Below are 16,358 nucleotides of genomic sequence, written 5' to 3' on the forward strand. Positions count from 1 at the left end.
TAGTCGATAATCGTTTGCATGATGTTAGAAGGATTACTCGGTAACAAATCTGCAGAAAAAGTTATGCTTGCTCTTTATGCAAACGAAGAGTTGCACGCATCAGCTATTGCTCAAATGTATGAGACCGCTCTTGATCCGATCAAAAAACAATTAGAGAGATTTGAAGAAGCAGGCTTTTTGCTTTCACGTGTAGTGGGGCGTTCGAGACTTTATAGTTTTAATGAAGCTCACCCTATGATTGAACCGTTGAGAGAGCTTCTGGCCATCGCTTACAAACTCGAAAAGAAACAAACAAAAAAGAATATTAAACGTGATTATAGACCAACGAGGGACCTGTGAACCGTAAATTAAAAATTATTGGAATTATCGTCGCTGTCTTTTTAGTTCTGGTTGGTGGAGTCGTGTATTACGCTTCGACAAAACTAAACCCGGAAGAAATTAGAAAGATCGCTATCGAACAAACTGGGAAGGTTTTCCCGAACGCCACGACTTCTCTTGAAAGCGTGAAGATCGGTTGGGGTTTAAACTTTAAAGTTGAACTTCACAAGTTCGCTCTTAATACTAAAAATCCTGAAGGTGCGCCAGTAGAAATGATGGCGGTAGATGAACTGATTGTGAAAGTTCCAATCTGGGCCATCCTGACAAACGGTGGAGTCATTGAGATCCAAATGGATAAACCTTTAATGAACTATGCAGAGTTCCCGGTTGGAAATAACTGGACTTATGCAATGGGCGAGAAGAAGGACGAAGCAAAAGAACAAAAAACTCCAGAAGAGCAAGCGGCAGCACAAGAAAAAGCGATTGGCATTTTTGGAAAGAGCAAGATCAACGTTAAGTTGACTGATGTGGCCGTAAAGTATGCTTTAAGAAGCAATTCAAGCGGGCAAGTTGGGATCTCGCGCTTTTTAGTCAAAGGATTAAACTTTGAATCTTCAACTGCTTTTGAAATTGCTTCAGATGCAAAATTCGTTATGGCAGATCAATCTGTGGTTTCATTCAGCACTATCGCTATTGGAGAAATTAATATTGCTGATCTGGTAAAAAACGGTTCAGTGAGCTCAATGGTTCTTGTTAAGGTGAATAACATCGCTAAAACCGGCCTGGAGTGGAAGTTTCCAGAAATTACAACAAACCTAAATCTTCTTCTAAAAAAAGATGGAGAGATTTCGGGGAATATTCAAACGTCTTTTGAAACACAAAATAAAATCGCAGCTGATTTTAAAATGACTAAACAGATTGAGATTTCAAATATCAATGTAGATATCATTTTAAAAGATATTGGTCTTATTATGGGGCTTGATCACGCAATCGACCTTTCAAAGGCTAAATTAACAGCAAAAGGCGGAGTCATTTATACAGAAGAGAAAAAGATTGATGCCGACCTGGGATTCCAGATTTCTCCGGGAATTGGTTACTCAAAAGAAGGAATTGTTGCGACAACAACTGTTAACGGTTCTTTCAAGCAAAAAGACATCGCCATTAATGTAAAGACTGATGTGCTAAGTGGTCTAGTTGAAACAATCATCAACGGAGAGTTTGACCCTAATCAGAAGTTTGATCTAAAAGCGCTAAAGCCATTTGATATTAAAGTAACGGCTTCAAGAATGAAGATTCCTGAAAAGTTAATTCAGGCAAAATTGTGGAGTAAAAAAGATCCAGCTGAAGTGGCCAAAGCTGAAGCAGAGGCAGAAAAAGCACGCGCTAAAGCAGCGGCAGAGGGGAAACCTGCTCCTGGACTTCCACCGGCTAACGTAAACGTAGCATGGTCTAATATCAGTGTCGGAGGAGAAGATTTCTCTGGAAAAGGAAAGATCGTTGTAAGTTCACAAGCAATTGCTATTGATGGGATGACTTTCAAGTTCTCAAAAGGTTCTGGCAAGCTTACTCAAACAATGAAACTTGGAGTGAAATCTAGCGAGTCGACATTTGCTCTGGGAATTACAGATTTAAACCTGTCATCATTCAAACCTTTCCTTCCTCCATTCATTGAAAACTTCTCTGGAACTTTCAGTGGGAGTGTAAATGGAAGTGCGACGATCTATAAAGCGGCCAAGGCCCCTACTTATGATGTCAATCTTGATGTAAACGCAAGAAATGGAGAAATTAAAAAACTTAATATCTCTGAGTACATCAACCCAATCTTGGGAAGCATCCCGGTTGTTAAAGACCAGGTCCAGGACAAACAAGTTAAGCTTGATGGAAATTTTGAAACAATGACAATGAAAGGTCGCTTTAAGCAAGACAACTACACAATCTCTTCATTCAACTTTATTGGGTTAAATAAAAAAGTTGAATTAAAAGGAAGTGGATCAATTTATCCTCTGCCTGGCTCACAAAATTCAAGTATGGATGTCTACATGACAGAGAATGGAAAAATTGGTGAAGTTCTGCAAAAGAACCTGGGGTCTAAAGAGCTTCCAGTTCGCGTAAGTGGACCGGGGTTTGCGATGAAACCAGAAATTCAATTCACAGTTTCTCGTGTAGCTAAGTCAGCACTTAAAACAAAAGGTGTGGAAGCTGCTCAAAAAGTTATTGATAAAAATATTGATAAAGTTGTTCCAGAGAAAGCTCGCGAACAAGTAAAAGGACTTCTAAACGGTCTGTTTAAGAAAAAATAAGAGAGAGACATGAAAAACGTAGTAGAGCCATTAAAATATGAAAACGGAGTCTTAAAACTCCTGGACCAAAGAGTTCTTCCACTGGAAGAAGTCTATATGACAGCTAAAACAATTGAAGACTGCTTCCGCGCTATTCAGGACATGGTGGTGAGGGGGGCTCCTCTTATTGGTTTTACCGGAATTTGGGGATTGGCCCTGTTCTTAAAGAACAATCCGAAAGTTGTTTTGCCTCAATTTGAGCAAGCGGCTGAGTACTTAAAGAGTGCACGCCCGACAGCTGTTAACTTGGCCTACGAAATCGATCGTTGCGTAGAAATGGCCAGAAGTGAAACTCACTTATCTGCTCTTTACCCAAAACTGGTTGACCACGCTTTAGCTGAAATGAATAACCTTTATGAAAAAAACCTGGCGATGGCCAAGTTTGCTGAAGTGGAGCTGCAGAAAATTTACGGCGATCGTCCACTTAACGTGATGACGATTTGTAATACTGGAACACTTGCTTGCGGAGTTTTAGGAACTGCCTTAGGTGTGATTGTTCACCTCAACCAGCAAAAGAAAGTAAAACATGTTTTTGCTTCTGAAACGAGACCATACCTTCAAGGGTCAAGACTTACGAGTTTTGAACTTATTAAAGAAGGCATCAATCATGAAATCGTGGTTGAAGGTGCCGCTTCATACTTAATGAAAAATAAAATGGTAGATGCTATTTTCGCAGGGGCTGACCGCATTGTTGAAAACGGAGACACGGCCAATAAAGTGGGGACCTCAAGCTTAAGCATTATCGCTAAACACTACGGCATTCCATTTTTTATCGTGGCACCTGTAAGTTCATTTGATCTTGAGATGAAAACGGGAGATCAAATTGAAATCGAACTGCGCGACCCGAACGAGATTTTAAAATTTAAGGGAACACATATCGCTCACCCTGAAGCCAAAGCCTTAAATCCGAGCTTCGATGTTACTGATCACTCATGCATTACGGCCATCCTTTGTGAAAATGGGGCCATCAATCCAGTGACACCAGAAAACGTAAGGAATGTAGCAGGTCAAAAATGATAAGAGCTAGTATTGATATCGGATCAAATTCTGTGCTTCTTTTAGCAGCAGAAATTGATGAAAAAAGCGGGACTATCACTCGCGAAATTTTAAATGAATCTTTTATCACATCACTGGGAAAAGACCTGGATGTGACGAAAAAATTTCATCCCGATTCAATGAAAGCGACCTATGAGGCCCTAAGCGAATATAAAAAACTCCTGGAGAAAATCAATTTTCCAGTCCAGGACACTATTATGACGGCGACAGAGGCCAGTCGTGTAGCGACGAATTCGCGCGAATTTTATCAAAAGATCAAAGAGGAACTAGGTTTTTCCGTACAAATTATAAGTTCTGAGGGCGAAGCCTATTACACTGCCTTAGGTGTGGTTTCTTCTTTTAGCAAAGAGCGCGATAGTATCGTGGTTATGGATGTTGGTGGAGCTTCAACAGAGCTGATTAAAATCCATTTAAACCCATTTAAGATTGTTGAGACAGTCAGTCTTCCTGTTGGCTCAGTCAGAGCGACAGACTGGAAGAAGAAGGGCGAATTTGACCAGCGAATGGGAGAGATCTTAAGTCCGGATTTAAGTCACTACCACACTGACACATTAGTATGTGTGGCCGGAAGTATGACGGCCCTTGCTTCAATGTATTTAGGTCAGCGCGTGTATGAAGATAAAAAGATTGAAGGCATGAAAATCGCTTTTAAGTCATTCCAGGATTTTTCACGCGATTTGCAAAACACGACAGTAGAAAACCTTCTGCTTCTTTTTCCTTTCCTGGGAAAAAGAGCACCAATGGTGGCCGGTGGATCAAAGGTCGTCGAGCTTATTGGCAAGAAATTAAATATTGATACAATGGAAGTATCGACACGTGGTCTTCGTTACGGAACTGTGATTTCTGGAGGAATTGATGAGCAATTTATCGGCAGGTAAGGGAACAGACGCACCTATTCTTTTTAAAGCGGGCACAGTGATTTTTGCTCAAGGAAAACCATCAAAGTATCTTTACCTGGTCAAGAAAGGTGAAGTGAGACTCATTAAGTTCAAAGGCCAGAATTTGAGCGCTATTCAGTTGTGTGGGGAGCGCGAGATCCTAAACGAAGTGGCGATCTTAACGAACAAACCAAACGAATTAACAGCGATTGCTAAAACAGATGTAGAGCTAGTGTTAGTCGATCAAAAAGATGTCCTCTCGGTGATCAAGAGCTCACCATCATGGATTCCTGAAATCTTTGAGACCCTGTGCGAGCGTTTAAAGCACACGCAGGACATGATCGAAGAGCATAATTTAGCGACGGAAAAAGACCCGCGCCTTGTTATGTCCAAGGATGAAGAAAAGAAATACATTCAAGCGCTAGCTGATTTTAATTCTCAGGACTAGAACTGAACTTGCTTTCTCTTTTTAAGTGACACTAATACTTCAATAATTTTGTTTTGAGCTCTTTTGATGTCTCTTTTCTCAGTAGAGTAAGGAGTTTTCAATACGCGGAAAGCTTCTTCGGCATACTCGCGGTTTGCCAGAGAAAGAAGTCTTCTTTGGAATGAACGCTCGATATTCTTTAGGGCCATCCCTAGAATAGGAGCGGTGATGTAGTTAAAAATCATAGACAGTTCTGTATCTGAAAGATTATCCAGATCAGAGAATGTAAAACATTGTTCAGTTAACTCTTCGGCAAGTTGTGGGTTTCTGATTTTCAGGTTCTTTAGAAGCTTCGCACGCTCTTCTCTTGGCATATGTTGGAGCATCTCAATGATTTGAGCTTTTCCGTTAATAAATACACCACTAGCGCTGTTGTTATTGTTTTCCATTAATTCTCCCACGAGCTACGACCTTATGTTTTCCACTTTGAATTTTCTCTCATAAACTTCTCTCTGGCGTTATCCAGAGTGCGCTGATGAGATTCATTGATTTCTGTTAGTTCATTTTGCTGGCTGATTTTAATTTCTTCTACCTGGTCACCGTGAACCTTTTTTAGGTTTTCCAGTTCCTGCTTCAGGCGAGTTTGCTCTTCTGCCATTCCTCTTGTGTGCTTTTGACGAATCTCTCCCAGCTTTCTTTCCTGTTCATTTTTCAAGTTGCTGATGCGAGTGTCATAGTCATCGCGCATCTTCTTTAACTCCAGTTCTTTTTGCTTCGACTCTGAAGTGTAAGTGCGTTCGTTTTCAGTCTTCATTTGCTTAAGCTCACTCTCGTAGCGCTTGCTTTCAGCCTCTACATATTTTTGAGCTTTAAGATCATTTATACTGGACATATGTTCCCTTCTTTTAATTCTTTGCTAAGAATTTAAGTACGTCTTAACATTATGATACGAAGACTAAATTCAGAAATGTAGGAGGCAAATATGTCCGCTCAGGAAAAGATCTACTTAGTTCAAGGGAAACGCACTCCTTTTGGTAAATTTGGTGGCTCTTTAAAGGACGTAACCCCTGTAGATCTGGCAGTGCATGCATCTAAAGCGCTGATTTCTGAAATCAAATTAGACCCGGCAAAAATAGATCAGGTTATTTTAGGAAGTGTCGTTTCTTCTTCAACAGATACAATGTATGGCGGTCGCCATCTGGCCCTGAAAGTAGGGTGTAGGCAAGAAACTCCAGGTATTGTCGTCAATAGACTTTGTGGATCGGGTATCGAGGCCATTTTAAGTGCCGCTCGTCTTATCAAGTTAGGTGAAGCAAGTTGTGTGCTTGCTGCTGGGACTGAAAATATGTCGATGGTTCCTCACCTTGTATACGGTTCTCGCTTCGGGACCAAATACGGATCGTTAAAAACAGTCGATATGCTCTTAGATGCACTGACTGATCAATACGCCCAGACTCCAATGGGGATTACGGCAGAAAACCTGGCAGAAAAATTTCAAGTGACAAGAGAGCAGTGTGATACTTTCTCATACAATTCTCATGCACGTGCAACGCAAGCTTATAAAGATGGCCTGCTTCAAGGTGAAATCGCCCCTTTTCCACTTAAAAAAGGTTCATGTGATAGAGATGAACACCTAAGAGATGATGCTTCATTAGATGAAATGAAATCGTTAAGGCCAACATTTAAAACTGATGGAGTTGTCACAGCAGCTTCGGCTTCAGGAATTGTTGATGGAGCCGCGGCAGTGATTGTTGCCAGTGAATCTTTTGTAAAAAAAGAAGGGCTCACTCCACTTGCTGAAATCGTCGACGGGTTTGTGATTGGTGTCGATCCAAAAATTATGGGGATTGGACCAAGTCCTGCGATTAAAGGTCTTTTAGCAAAAACGAATATGAAGCTTTCAGATATTGATCTTTTCGAAATCAACGAAGCTTTCGCCGGCCAAGCACTTTCATGTATGAAAGATGTAGACATTCCACACGAAAAAATTAATCTATGGGGTGGAGCTGTGGCCTTAGGTCACCCGTTGGCGGCTTCAGGTGTGCGCATCGCTCACACACTTGCCCGTCAATTAGCTCACTATAAAAAAACATATGGTATCGCTTCAGCGTGTATCGGGGGCGGACAAGGGATTGCCGTCTTACTTAAGAGAGTTTAATGAACGAATTGGTTTTAACTCATAACGATTACCATGAATTCAGAAAATGGTTGAACCTCAACCTCGATGGATTGACCTGGCAGGGAAGATTTAAGAAAGAATTTGAAGCTTTCTGGGATGTTTTCTTCGAAGAGAACTTGACGGTAAAAAGTCTTATCGTGCGTTTTGATTATGCCTATTCACAAGTTAAAATTGGCTCGCTTTCTTCGTGGTTTTTATGGCTGCGAGATAAATTTTTAAGTTATATTTTCCTTTTTAAAAATAAGACAGTAGGTGAGATTGCTCACGAGTCAGATTTGAGTCCATCATTGGTTGCAACCATCTTAAGAAACTATCTTTTAGATGAGTACCCGCATCTCGATCAGTATTTCAGCGAAGTCTTTCAGGTGGGAAATGTTCTAAGTCCAAACCTGCACACTTCATTTGAAAAAATAAAAAAAGACATCAGCATCGATCGTCCAGAAAGTGGATCGCGTGAAGATGAGATCATGCCCTCGATGGAAGTTACACTTTTTGATGAGTGGGGTGTTTTCCAAAAGCGCATGAAGGCCGATTTTGGAACAAAGGGTTTTGATCTTTCCAAAATCAAAGAGCGCTCGAGTTTTTTAAAGCAAGTGCGCGTGGTTCAAGACATCAGCATTTTGCTTTTACTTTTCACACTGACAATTTACGGAGTCCGCCAGGGAAATATCTGGTATGAAAAACATCTCGCCAATCGAGTCAGCATTTATGAGCCGCAATTCACTTGGTTGAATAAAAGTGGTGTCTTTAAAGGCCTTGAGAAAAAGCCAGTTAAAGAATTTAAGTTAGACTTCGATGGCATTAAAGATATTTCAAAGAGTGATGACATCAACGAATTCTTCGATCCGGAAAAGTACGAAGAAGAATCGGAAGTCACACTCACATCGTTTGAAAACATTCCGCGCGATTTAAACAAAGCGGACAAAGAAGCTTCTCAATATGAAGGCGACGCTGAAAACCCGAACGGCTACCGCGAAACAACAGGTGGAACGACAAAAATTTATCGCTTGATGATGACGTCGACCAACACGTATGCGACACGCGATCAGCTCAACGAGCTGGTTAAAAAATATGAAGGAAGCCCGGTTGGGGATTCGAAGCCAGGCAACGATGTTCCTGGTGGAGTCTATTACAATATCTACATTCCTCGCAATAGCTTCAAAGATTTTATGAGCGAAGCAATGAAAGTGAATCAATCAAAACTTTTTGAAAGCAATACTTCGAACGTAAAGAATGTGCCGGGGAAGACTCGCGTCTTCATCATGGTAAAGAGTATCTAGCTTTTACATTTGAGCATCATTCATCATGTACAGGCCTTTGAGCTTGCGCAGAAGAATGTGTGATTTTCCAAGATAGTACCACTGTCTAAAAAAGCCGATCATCATGGCCACAAAAAATCCAAGGACAACACCAGAGTGAGTTGTCTTTTGTACTAGACCTGTGTCATGAGCACCGCCAAGCAAGAAAGCAATCATTCCCAAAATGAGCATTAGAATAGTCCAGGGAATTGTTTGTCTCTTTGAACGGTCAGCTTCTTCAACAAATTTTTTTGTCTTTTCGATATACGGAGTAAGATCCGACGGCGGTTCATCAAAAAGCTCATTCAGGTTAGTTCCACTTGAGACGATAGCGTAAACATTATTTGTTAGACGAGCTACGCCAATAAAGTAAAACATAACGAATGCTTGGGCGAAAATAGTGTAAATAAAGGCCGGAATTGCCAGCTGAATGTGCGAAAACTGCATATGGACAAGGCCTAACGCAAGTAGTGCTGTTAGGATAATACTGACGACCATCAGGATGATTAAAGTACGAAGTAGGTAGGCCATATTTTCTCGCTTATTTCTCTTTGAAAAGGCTCAAATAAATTGTCATGGTAATGTAGATTTGCTATTTATCATTAACAACGTTTTTAAGAAATAAAAAGTAACAAAAAAATGAGGCCCAGGCCTTTTGGTGCTAAACATGTCGACTGGATCTACTGATTCGAAAGCCCCTCAAACTCAAAAGAAAATTCTTGAGAATCCCTTTGTTGGAAGCCTTGTGGTTCCTATTGCCATCGTTCTTGTAGGTGCGCTTATCATTTTCGGTGTAACGAAAATGCTTTCAGCAGAAAGATCGTACAAAGATTTAGTAAACGAAATTCAATCAAAGACTTTTGGAAATAAGTGGGTAGCAGCTTACGAACTTTCAAAACAAATTAACAGTGCTCAGATTCCTGCCGAAGATTATCCTTGGTTGGTTGAGAATTTAACAGTTGCCTATAAAGATTCAGTGGACCCAAGAACAAGAGGGTTCATTATTGCTGCACTAGGTGCGTTAAGTACTGACCTTGCTTTACCGACATTACAAATCGCATTAGACGATGTCGATACTGACGTTAAGTTTCATGCTGTAGTGGCCTTAGCCAACATGCCTAAAGGGATTTCCTTTGATTGGACAAAAGTAACAGCAATGCTTAAATCAGAATTACCCATTCTAAGACAAGCTGCGACACTAGCACTTGCAACTCACCAGGTTCCAGAAGCGCAAGAGGGGATTAGAGGTCTTCTTCGCGATGAAAGCCTTGTGGTTAGATACGCTGCGGCGACAGCGTTAATTGCTTACAAAGATGAAGTGGCAAAAGAGCATTTGGAAGAAATTTTAAAACTTCCTTATCCTCCAAAGGATGCGCGCGTTTTACCTCCGGCACTAGATGTAAAACAAATTTCAGATTTAAAGTTGAGTGTTTTAATCACTCTACAAAAATATAATTGGGACATTTTAAACAATACTATTTTAGAGACAGCGGAAAAGGACGAGAATATTTCTGTCGCTACAAAAGCGAAAGAAGTATTAAATCTATTGAAAAAATAGACGATCCTTCGCATAATCTAAGTATTGAATTTTTTTAACAACTTTAGCTGAAACCAAGACAAAGAAAAAGTCTGATCGAGGTTTCGGCTTATTTGCGTCTATAACGAGGAATTTGGTCATGAGTGACACAAAACAGAGTTTAAATCGTCGTGAGTTTTTTAGTTATCTCACAGTTGGATGGGTCATGTTCACAGCTGCATGCGCTGGACTTGCAAGTATGGCCTTCAGATTTTCTTACCCTAACGTTAACTTCGATCCAGAGATGGAATTCTTAGCAGGAACTCCTGCTGATTATGCCAACGGAGTTGATGAAAGATACAAGCAGTTATTTGGTGTGTGGATGGTTAAGTACGAAGGACGTCTTGTTGCTGTATCGAACATCTGTACTCACTTAGGTTGTATTCCTAACTGGCTTCCAGCTGAATTAAAATTCAAGTGTCCATGTCACGGATCTGGTTACTACATGTCAGGTGTAAACTTCGAAGGGCCGGCACCACGTCCACTTGAAAGATATAAAATCTCTCTTCAACCAGATGGAAAAATCAAAGTTGATAAGACAAAGGTTTACCGCGCTGAAAAAGGCGAGTGGGATAACCCGGATGCTTTCTTACCAGTGTAATTAGTAAAACAATAAAACTTAAAAAATATTTCGAACAAGGTTTTTAAAATGGCAGGAAATGGATTAGCAAAAAAAGTTCGCGACACGCAGGTTTGGAAATCAATTTTCAGACATGGTCCACCAGATAACGCTCGTAACAGAGCCGCGGTTATCGCTGGTAACGTGTTTCTTCACCTTCACCCAATCAAGCTAAAGAAGTCAGGGGTTCAACTTGGATACACATGGTGTATGGGTGGACTTACGTTCTTCATCTTCCTTGCATTAACAGTGACTGGTCTTCTTCTAATGTTCTACTACAGACCAACAGCTGAATACGCATTCAACGACATCATCGCTTTAAGAGAGCACGTACCTTTAGGGATCATGAGAGAGATTCACCGTTGGGGAGCTCACGCCATGGTTATTACAGTGTGGATTCACATGTTCCGTGTATTCATGACAGGTTCATATAAACCACCTCGTGAATTCAACTGGGGTATTGGTGTTATCCTTTTAGTTTTAACTCTTCTTCTTTCATTCACTGGATACCTTCTTCCATGGGATCAGCTAGCTATTTGGGCGATTACAGTAGGATCGAACATGGCCAAAGCTACTCCATTCATGGGGAACGGTGGTCCGGGGGCCATGCTAGCTCGTATCGGTGACTTCGTAATGGTTTCTGATAAGAACGACGTTCGTTTCCAGCTACTTGGTGGACGTTTCGTAGGTGAGCCAGCTCTTCTTCGTTTTTACATTCTTCACTGTGTATTCATCCCACTTGTTGTTGGGGTTTTAATTGCAGTTCACTTCTGGAGAGTTCGTAAAGACGGTGGGATCTCAGCTCCGCTTTAAGCTATACAAAAAACTATTAAGGAAAATAGAAAATGTTAAAAGAATTTATTAACCACTTAGCCGATCCGATTATCTCGTTTCCGATTACGACGGTATTGTTCTTTCTAATGGTGAAGTACTATCGTTTTGTTGGATCGAAGAAATTCGCAATTTGGTCAACGATCATCGCTATTCCTGTTGTTGCATGGTTTTTCGCTGATCCTAACTTCTTCCTGATCATCAAGACTCCGGATAACATTCCTATCGGGATCCTGTTAATCCTCGTGTCTTTCACGACGTGGTTTTCACTACACAAAGCAGCTGAAAACGATGTGAGAATTGAGCAGGGACTTGGACCGATTGAAGCTCTTCCTGAAAACAGAGAAAAAGTTTGGTCATGGCCTAACCTTGTATACACAGAATTATTCGCGATCATCGCGTGTACTGCTTTCCTGGTTATTTGGGCGATTATCTTTAAAGCTCCACTTGAAGAACCTGCTAACCCGACTTGGGCACCAAACCCGGCGAAAGCTCCATGGTACTTCCTTGGTCTTCAAGAAATGCTTGTATACTTTGACCCTTGGATGGCCGGGGTAGTTCTACCTGGTCTAATCGTAGCTGGTCTAATTGCTATTCCTTATATTGATACAAACCCGAAAGGGAACGGATACTACACATTCATGGAAAGAAAATGGGCGATCATTTCTTTCTTATATGGATGGCTAGTTCTTTGGATCTACCTAATCATCGTAGGGGTATTCTTCCGCGGTCCGAACTGGACGTTCTATGGCCCATTCGAGTACTGGGACTTCCACAAAATTGTGGCCGAATACAACATCAACCTTTCTGAATTTATCTGGATTAAAGGTCTAGGAATCGGAATGCCGAAGAACCTGGTTGTCAGAGAAATCTTCGGGATCATTCTTACTCTTCTATACCTTACAGTTATCCCTGTTTGGTTTGCTCGCGCGACTAAATTTGGACGCGACTTTTACGAAAACCTGGGATCAATTCGTTACTACATCTTCATGACTCTAGTTGTAGTAATGATGAGTTTACCGATTAAGATGGTTCTTCGCTGGTTATTTAGCTTGAAGTATATCGTTGCTCTACCAGAGTGGGAGCTCAACCTGTAATAGGTTTAATGGCCGTAATTTAATTTTAAGATTTTTATATTATTAAGGATTATTGAAAATGAGTGAGAATAATAAGGAACCAGGAATGGCATACAGCATGCCAAAACTCCACAAGATCATGGCGATCTTGTCCTTTATATTTTTCGTAACAACTATCTGGGTTTTCTTAGATGACTACATGAGACCGTGGAAAGCGTATCAAGTAGAAGCGATGAAAATTCAAAGACGTCACTTAGATGCAAAAATTAAAGAAGCAGCTAAAAACATTGATGATAAGAAGCTTGTTGAATTAAATGCTCGTCTTGCTAAAGGAAACGAAATCGTTGCCAGCAGAAAAGAAGAGATCGCAAAAGCTGAAAAAGAGCTAGCTGCAATTATTGCAAAAATCAAAGCTCAAACAATTATTAACGGGGTTTTAAACGGTAAAGTTGGTGCTAAAAACTTTAACTTTGAAACAGCTGAAGCTCACGAAGAATTCAAAAAAGTTGGCAAGTTCTATAAAGACCTTAAAGAACTAAAGGCCGATTTTGATAAAGGTAGAGATGACCTGAAAGCTTACCAGGCCCAGGAAAAAGAAGCTCACGCTAAAATCGCGACTTTAAATCAAGAAGTCACAGAAACTGAAAAAGAAATCAAAGATATCACTAACACTTTAGAGCTATTAAAGATGGCCAAGAAGTCGACAGATATCACGCCGGTTTTCGCTCTAAGAAACCTGCCGTTCATCGATTTCATGGACCCAACAATCAAGATTCACCAGATTGTTGTTAACAACGTAACTGATGACAGATATTTCCGTCAGGTTCCGAAAGTAGACCGTTGTATTACTTGTCACACTTTCATTGACCAACCTGGATTTGAAAAAGAAGCCAACCCATTTAAGACTCACCCGAACTTAGATCAATACGTTGGTCTAGAATCAAAACACCCAATGAAACAAATTGGATGTACGGCTTGTCACGGTGGGGAAGGACACAGAGTTAACGACTTCAACTCAGCTGCTCACATGCCTGATTCTGAAGCGCAAGAAAAAGACTGGGTAAAAAAATACAACTGGCATGAACCACACAAGGTTCCTCAGCCAATGTTCACAAAATCTCAAACGGAAGCAAGCTGTGTTAAGTGTCACCAAGGTGTTGAACTTATCCCAGGTGCTACAGTTCTTAACGAAGGCCGTATGGCAATCGAGAAGTACGGATGTAATGCTTGTCACAAGATTGCAGGATGGGAACACAAGAGAAAGATGGGGCCATCACTTCTTAAGATCGCTGGAAAAGTTGATAAAGAATGGTTCAAGTCATGGGTTTGGGAGCCAAAAGCTTTCAATAAACACACAAAAATGCCGGCGTTCTTTAGACAGTCGAACAACTCTAAACCAGAATTTGTTCGTCTAAACATTGCTGAAGTTAACGCTATGGCCGAGTACATTTGGGATAAGTCTAAGCCATACGAACCGAACGAAAAGTACCGCGGTGGAAACGCCGATAAAGGTAAGGAGCTAATCTCAAGCATCGGATGTATGGGATGTCACGGTGTAGATGGATTAGAAGATCAGTCAAAAGCGGTTAAAGCTTACGCTGGACCGTGGTTATCTGGATTGGGATCAAAAGTATCTCCAGACTGGATCATGTCATGGATTAAAAAACCATGGCACTATCAAGAAGATTCGATCATGCCGTCTCTTCGTCTAACAGACGCTGAAGCGAACGACATCACAGCTTACTTGATTTCTCTAAGAAACAAACAGTTCGAAAGCTTAACTTTCGCACCATTTGATTTAAAAGCTCGTGACGAACTTTTAGCTGACTACTTATCTGCATTCGACACGATCGAAAATGCAAAAGCAAAAGTCGCTAAGATGGGCGACCGTGAAAAGACTCTTGATCTTGGTAAGAGATCAATTGGTAAGTACGGATGTTTCTCTTGTCACAACATCGAAGGGTTTGAAGACTATGCTCCTATCGGACCAGAGTTAACAAAAGAAGGATCAAAACCAATCACTCAGTTTGGTTTTGGTATCCAGCACGATGTTGCTCCTAGAAGAGATGCATGGATCACAGCTCACTTACAAAACCCAAGAAGATGGGATATCGGTATCGATAAAGTGTTCCGTGACTTAAACAAAATGCCGAACTTCTACATGGGTGAAGCTGAAGCTAAGAAAATTACAGTTGCTCTTCTTGGACAAGTTTCTGATCCACTTCCACTAGCTGGAGTGAAGAGACTGAATGCTGGAGAGACACTATATAACGATGCTATGAAAGTAGCGAACAAGTACGGATGTGTGGCCTGTCACCAGATCGACGGTCTAAGAGGTAACATTCTTGGTATGTACGCTGATGATATCAACCAAGGTCCACCAAGACTTGTTAACGAAGGACACAGAATCCAGACTGACTGGTTCTACCACTTCTTAACAAACCCTGAGATCCAAAAGATCAGACCATGGCTGTCGGTAAGAATGCCAACATTCAACCTGACAACTGCAGAGAAAAACACTCTGATCGCAGGATTCCAGCAAGGTGCTCATCAACCAACGTTTGAAGAGCCAGCTGAATTCGTGAAGTGGGCACCAGGTGAACGTGAAGAAACACTGAAACTTTTTACAGCTCTAAACTGTGTTCAGTGTCACACTCAAGGATTCAATGGAGAAACTCCACTGGCTCCAGATTTAAGAAAAGCTAGCAAGCGTCTAAGACCATCATGGATTAAAAAGTGGCTTACAAACCCACAAGCAATCCTGCCTGGTACGACAATGCCAAGTTTCTTCGGTGAAAATGGTAAAGAGCCAATCGAACCAAGTTACTTTGGTGGAGATGCTGAAAAGCAAATTAACGGTTTAACTAAATACATTATTGAATTAGGACAATAGGAGTAAAGACATGGGACACTCTCATACTCATGATGGACCACAGCCATACCACGAGTATCCACACGATCCTCAGTTTGCGAAAGCAAGCCCAGGGAAAATCGGGATGTGGTTATTCCTTGCAACCGACGGTATGTCGTTTTCAGGGTTTCTTATCTCTTATGCAGTTCTAAGATGGACTCGCGCATGGCCAAACCCAGCTGAAGCCCTTGGTGGTGTTGAGCTTTCAGGTTTCATGACATTCCTTCTAATCTGTTCTTCAGTATCAATGGTTCTTGCGATTGATGCTTGTAAGCAGAAAAATAGACAAGCAATGCTAAGATGGTTAGCAGCTACGATCTTTGGTGGGGTTGCCTTCCTTTCGATCCAGGCTTACGAGTATCACCACCTTCACCATGCAATGGGGATGAGCTTCAACTCTTACGCTCACGGTGATGCACTATTTTCTTCGACATTTTTTGCTATTACTGGATTCCACGGTCTGCACGTTCTTTCAGGGGTTATCTACCTGATCACTATGTTCGTTCATGCTTACCGCGGTGATTTCGACAATGGAGACTACAACCAACTTGAGATCGCTGGTCTTTTCTGGCACTTTGTTGACCTTGTTTGGATCCTTGTATTCACGTTCGTTTACCTGCTGTAAAAACTTATGTTAAAAAAATTATCATTGGTCTCGACATTATTACTTATCACTTCTGGGCAAGCACTTGCTTGCCCGGTGTGTATGGGGTCGAGTCCAAATGATAAATACTACCTTTGGGTTGTTGGCGCTTTTATTCTGGTTATCTACTTTCCAATGTTCTACTTGTTTAAAACCTTCATTAAGTTCAGAAACATCAACAATACTGATCTTAACTCTAAAAGCTAA

General features: G+C 41.1%; 17 protein-coding genes. 14 read left to right on the plus strand and 3 right to left on the minus strand.

Features of this window, described 5'->3' with window-relative positions:
- The first annotated feature begins 18 nt into the window (after positions 1–18).
- From AC6JA8_RS01060 to AC6JA8_RS01080, 5 genes are read left to right on the plus strand one after another with little or no spacing between them, the layout of a single operon-like run.
- Positions 19–339 carry a helix-turn-helix domain-containing protein gene (locus AC6JA8_RS01060; protein WP_102242012.1) on the plus strand — a complete coding sequence of 107 codons (321 nt, stop codon included), beginning with the start codon at positions 19–21 and terminating at the stop codon, positions 337–339.
- Positions 336–2,618 (plus strand): hypothetical protein, encoded by a 2,283-nt coding sequence (locus tag AC6JA8_RS01065; RefSeq protein ID WP_497975380.1) that lies wholly within the window; start codon positions 336–338, stop codon positions 2,616–2,618. The genes AC6JA8_RS01060 and AC6JA8_RS01065 overlap by 4 nt, the downstream gene beginning before the upstream one ends.
- A gap of 9 nt (positions 2,619–2,627) precedes the next feature.
- Positions 2,628–3,674: an S-methyl-5-thioribose-1-phosphate isomerase gene (gene mtnA / locus AC6JA8_RS01070; RefSeq protein ID WP_497975381.1), complete on the plus strand. Its 1,047-nt coding sequence runs from the start codon at positions 2,628–2,630 to the stop codon at positions 3,672–3,674.
- Positions 3,671–4,591 (plus strand): Ppx/GppA phosphatase family protein, encoded by a 921-nt coding sequence (locus tag AC6JA8_RS01075; protein WP_497975382.1) that lies wholly within the window; start codon positions 3,671–3,673, stop codon positions 4,589–4,591. The genes mtnA and AC6JA8_RS01075 overlap by 4 nt, the downstream gene beginning before the upstream one ends.
- Complete coding sequence (locus AC6JA8_RS01080; protein ID WP_497975383.1) at positions 4,569–5,039, plus strand: Crp/Fnr family transcriptional regulator; 471 nt, start codon at positions 4,569–4,571, stop codon at positions 5,037–5,039. The genes AC6JA8_RS01075 and AC6JA8_RS01080 overlap by 23 nt, the downstream gene beginning before the upstream one ends.
- Here AC6JA8_RS01080 and AC6JA8_RS01085 read toward each other — a convergent pair.
- Together AC6JA8_RS01085 and AC6JA8_RS01090 are read right to left on the minus strand one after the other, a co-directional pair.
- Positions 5,036–5,467 (minus strand): FliG C-terminal domain-containing protein, encoded by a 432-nt coding sequence (locus tag AC6JA8_RS01085; RefSeq protein WP_102242017.1) that lies wholly within the window; start codon positions 5,465–5,467, stop codon positions 5,036–5,038. The two genes, AC6JA8_RS01080 and AC6JA8_RS01085, sit on opposite strands and share 4 nt — an antisense overlap.
- Before the next feature lie 23 nt (positions 5,468–5,490).
- Entirely contained in the window at positions 5,491–5,910 is a 420-nt protein-coding gene (locus tag AC6JA8_RS01090) for a hypothetical protein (RefSeq protein ID WP_102242018.1), read from the minus strand.
- A 90-nt stretch (positions 5,911–6,000) separates the two neighbouring features.
- On the opposite strand from AC6JA8_RS01090, the gene AC6JA8_RS01095 reads away from it, so the two are divergent.
- Together AC6JA8_RS01095 and AC6JA8_RS01100 are read left to right on the plus strand one after the other, a co-directional pair.
- Positions 6,001–7,176: a thiolase family protein gene (locus tag AC6JA8_RS01095; RefSeq protein ID WP_497975384.1), complete on the plus strand. Its 1,176-nt coding sequence runs from the start codon at positions 6,001–6,003 to the stop codon at positions 7,174–7,176.
- Positions 7,176–8,477 (plus strand): hypothetical protein, encoded by a 1,302-nt coding sequence (locus tag AC6JA8_RS01100; protein ID WP_497975385.1) that lies wholly within the window; start codon positions 7,176–7,178, stop codon positions 8,475–8,477. Before AC6JA8_RS01095 ends, AC6JA8_RS01100 begins: the two co-directional genes overlap by 1 nt.
- Positions 8,478–8,480: 3 nt before the next feature.
- Here AC6JA8_RS01100 and AC6JA8_RS01105 read toward each other — a convergent pair whose 3' ends face one another.
- On the minus strand, positions 8,481–9,026 hold the full coding sequence (locus AC6JA8_RS01105; RefSeq protein WP_102242021.1) for a hypothetical protein: 546 nt from the start codon (positions 9,024–9,026) through the stop codon (positions 8,481–8,483).
- 136 nt (positions 9,027–9,162) lie between these two features.
- Here AC6JA8_RS01105 and AC6JA8_RS01110 point away from each other — a divergent pair, with 136 nt between their 5' ends.
- From AC6JA8_RS01110 to AC6JA8_RS01140, 7 genes are all read left to right on the plus strand, one after another.
- Positions 9,163–10,053 carry a HEAT repeat domain-containing protein gene (locus AC6JA8_RS01110; protein ID WP_497975386.1) on the plus strand — a complete coding sequence of 297 codons (891 nt, stop codon included), beginning with the start codon at positions 9,163–9,165 and terminating at the stop codon, positions 10,051–10,053.
- 118 nt (positions 10,054–10,171) lie between these two features.
- The gene (locus AC6JA8_RS01115; RefSeq protein WP_497975387.1) at positions 10,172–10,672 is read left to right on the plus strand and encodes a QcrA and Rieske domain-containing protein; all 501 of its coding nucleotides are present in this window, start codon (positions 10,172–10,174) and stop codon (positions 10,670–10,672) included.
- Between the two features lie 48 nt (positions 10,673–10,720).
- Positions 10,721–11,503 carry a cytochrome b N-terminal domain-containing protein gene (locus AC6JA8_RS01120; RefSeq protein WP_497975388.1) on the plus strand — a complete coding sequence of 261 codons (783 nt, stop codon included), beginning with the start codon at positions 10,721–10,723 and terminating at the stop codon, positions 11,501–11,503.
- A gap of 32 nt (positions 11,504–11,535) precedes the next feature.
- Entirely contained in the window at positions 11,536–12,618 is a 1,083-nt protein-coding gene (locus AC6JA8_RS01125; protein WP_491633678.1) for a cytochrome b family protein, read from the plus strand.
- A 58-nt stretch (positions 12,619–12,676) separates the two neighbouring features.
- Entirely contained in the window at positions 12,677–15,490 is a 2,814-nt protein-coding gene (locus tag AC6JA8_RS01130) for a c-type cytochrome (RefSeq protein ID WP_497975389.1), read from the plus strand.
- A gap of 10 nt (positions 15,491–15,500) precedes the next feature.
- Positions 15,501–16,133 carry a cytochrome c oxidase subunit 3 gene (locus AC6JA8_RS01135; protein ID WP_497975390.1) on the plus strand — a complete coding sequence of 211 codons (633 nt, stop codon included), beginning with the start codon at positions 15,501–15,503 and terminating at the stop codon, positions 16,131–16,133.
- A 6-nt stretch (positions 16,134–16,139) separates the two neighbouring features.
- Positions 16,140–16,358 (plus strand): hypothetical protein, encoded by a 219-nt coding sequence (locus AC6JA8_RS01140; protein ID WP_497975391.1) that lies wholly within the window; start codon positions 16,140–16,142, stop codon positions 16,356–16,358.

This window comes from Bacteriovorax sp. HI3 (genome assembly GCF_059738875.1).